General features: G+C 57.7%; 2 rRNA genes (1 of these 2 only partly in view). Both read left to right on the forward strand.

The annotated features are described in order from the left end of the window. A 16S ribosomal RNA gene (locus ABT127_RS39220) occupies positions 1-1333 on the forward strand; the annotation flags it as partial. A 303-nt stretch (positions 1334-1636) separates the two neighbouring features. Next, positions 1637-2919, forward strand: a 23S ribosomal RNA gene (locus ABT127_RS39225) (it continues 1930 nt past the right edge of the window).

Here is a 2919-nt window from a genome sequence, read left to right on the forward strand (position 1 = left end):
GGGGTTGAAAGCTCCGGCGGTGAAGGATGAGCCCGCGGCCTATCAGCTTGTTGGTGAGGTAGTGGCTCACCAAGGCGACGACGGGTAGCCGGCCTGAGAGGGCGACCGGCCACACTGGGACTGAGACACGGCCCAGACTCCTACGGGAGGCAGCAGTGGGGAATATTGCACAATGGGCGAAAGCCTGATGCAGCGACGCCGCGTGAGGGATGACGGCCTTCGGGTTGTAAACCTCTTTCAGCAGGGAAGAAGCGAAAGTGACGGTACCTGCAGAAGAAGCGCCGGCTAACTACGTGCCAGCAGCCGCGGTAATACGTAGGGCGCAAGCGTTGTCCGGAATTATTGGGCGTAAAGAGCTCGTAGGCGGCTTGTCACGTCGGTTGTGAAAGCCCGGGGCTTAACCCCGGGTCTGCAGTCGATACGGGCAGGCTAGAGTGTGGTAGGGGAGATCGGAATTCCTGGTGTAGCGGTGAAATGCGCAGATATCAGGAGGAACACCGGTGGCGAAGGCGGATCTCTGGGCCATTACTGACGCTGAGGAGCGAAAGCGTGGGGAGCGAACAGGATTAGATACCCTGGTAGTCCACGCCGTAAACGGTGGGAACTAGGTGTTGGCGACATTCCACGTCGTCGGTGCCGCAGCTAACGCATTAAGTTCCCCGCCTGGGGAGTACGGCCGCAAGGCTAAAACTCAAAGGAATTGACGGGGGCCCGCACAAGCAGCGGAGCATGTGGCTTAATTCGACGCAACGCGAAGAACCTTACCAAGGCTTGACATACACCGGAAACGTCTGGAGACAGGCGCCCCCTTGTGGTCGGTGTACAGGTGGTGCATGGCTGTCGTCAGCTCGTGTCGTGAGATGTTGGGTTAAGTCCCGCAACGAGCGCAACCCTTGTTCTGTGTTGCCAGCATGCCCTTCGGGGTGATGGGGACTCACAGGAGACCGCCGGGGTCAACTCGGAGGAAGGTGGGGACGACGTCAAGTCATCATGCCCCTTATGTCTTGGGCTGCACACGTGCTACAATGGCCGATACAATGAGCTGCGATACCGCAAGGTGGAGCGAATCTCAAAAAGTCGGTCTCAGTTCGGATTGGGGTCTGCAACTCGACCCCATGAAGTTGGAGTTGCTAGTAATCGCAGATCAGCATTGCTGCGGTGAATACGTTCCCGGGCCTTGTACACACCGCCCGTCACGTCACGAAAGTCGGTAACACCCGAAGCCGGTGGCCCAACCCCTTGTGGGAGGGAGCTGTCGAAGGTGGGACTGGCGATTGGGACGAAGTCGTAACAAGGTAGCCGTACCGGAAGGTGCGGCTGGATCACCTCCTTTCTAAGGAGCATCTAGGCCGCCAAGCTTGCTTGGTGGTCCAGGGCCATTACGTCGGCAAATGTTCGACGGTGGTTGCTCATGGGTGGAACGTTGATTATTCGGCACGATCGGTTGTCTTTCACTAGTACTGCTTCGGCGTGGAACGTGAGAGGGGACGGTCGGGTCGGGCACGCTGTTGGGTATCTGAAGGTACGGCCGATTACGGCTGCCTTCAGTGCCGGCCCCGGTAAAAATCTGCTTCGGTGGGTTGTGACGGGTGGTTGGTCGTTGTTTGAGAACTGCACAGTGGACGCGAGCATCTGTGGCCAAGTTTTTAAGGGCGCACGGTGGATGCCTTGGCACCAGGAACCGATGAAGGACGTGGGAGGCCACGATAGTCCCCGGGGAGTCGTCAACCAGGCTTTGATCCGGGGGTTTCCGAATGGGGAAACCCGGCAGTCGTCATGGGCTGTCACCCGCTGCTGAACACATAGGCAGTGTGGAGGGAACGCGGGGAAGTGAAACATCTCAGTACCCGCAGGAAGAGAAAACAACCGTGATTCCGGGAGTAGTGGCGAGCGAAACTGGATGAGGCCAAACCTCAAGCGTGTGAGACCCGGCAGGGGTTGCGCTTGGGGGGTTGTGGGATCTCTCTTTTACAGTCTGCCGGCTGTGAGACGAGTCAGAAACCGTTGATGTAGGCGAAGGACATGCGAAAGGTCCGGCGTAGAGGGTAAGACCCCCGTAGTCGAAACATCAGCGGCTCGTTTGAGAGACACCCAAGTAGCACGGGGCCCGAGAAATCCCGTGTGAATCTGGCGGGACCACCCGTTAAGCCTAAATATTCCCTGGTGACCGATAGCGGATAGTACCGTGAGGGAATGGTGAAAAGTACCGCGGGAGCGGAGTGAAATAGTACCTGAAACCGTGTGCCTACAAGCCGTGGGAGCGTCGCGCAAGGAACTTGTTCCTTGCGTCGTGACTGCGTGCCTTTTGAAGAATGAGCCTGCGAGTTTGCGGTGTGTTGCGAGGTTAACCCGTGTGGGGAAGCCGTAGCGAAAGCGAGTCCGAATAGGGCGATTTAGTAGCGCGCTCAAGACCCGAAGCGGAGTGATCTAGCCATGGGCAGGTTGAAGCGGAGGTAAGACTTCGTGGAGGACCGAACCCACCAGGGTTGAAAACCTGGGGGATGACCTGTGGTTAGGGGTGAAAGGCCAATCAAACTCCGTGATAGCTGGTTCTCCCCGAAATGCATTTAGGTGCAGCGTCGTGTGTTTCTTGCCGGAGGTAGAGCACTGGATAGGCGATGGGCCCTACCGGGTTACTGACCTTAGCCAAACTCCGAATGCCGGTAAGTGAGAGCACGGCAGTGAGACTGTGGGGGATAAGCTCCATGGTCGAGAGGGAAACAGCCCAGAGCATCGACTAAGGCCCCTAAGCGTACGCTAAGTGGGAAAGGATGTGGAGTCGCAGAGACAACCAGGAGGTTGGCTTAGAAGCAGCCACCCTTGAAAGAGTGCGTAATAGCTCACTGGTCTAGTGATTCCGCGCCGACAATGTAGCGGGGCTCAAGCGTACCGCCGAAGTCGTGTCATTGCAGCAATAGG

The sequence above is a fragment of the Streptomyces sp. NPDC001904 genome (genome assembly GCF_040297005.1).
Taxonomy (GTDB): Bacteria; Actinomycetota; Actinomycetes; order Streptomycetales; family Streptomycetaceae; genus Streptomyces.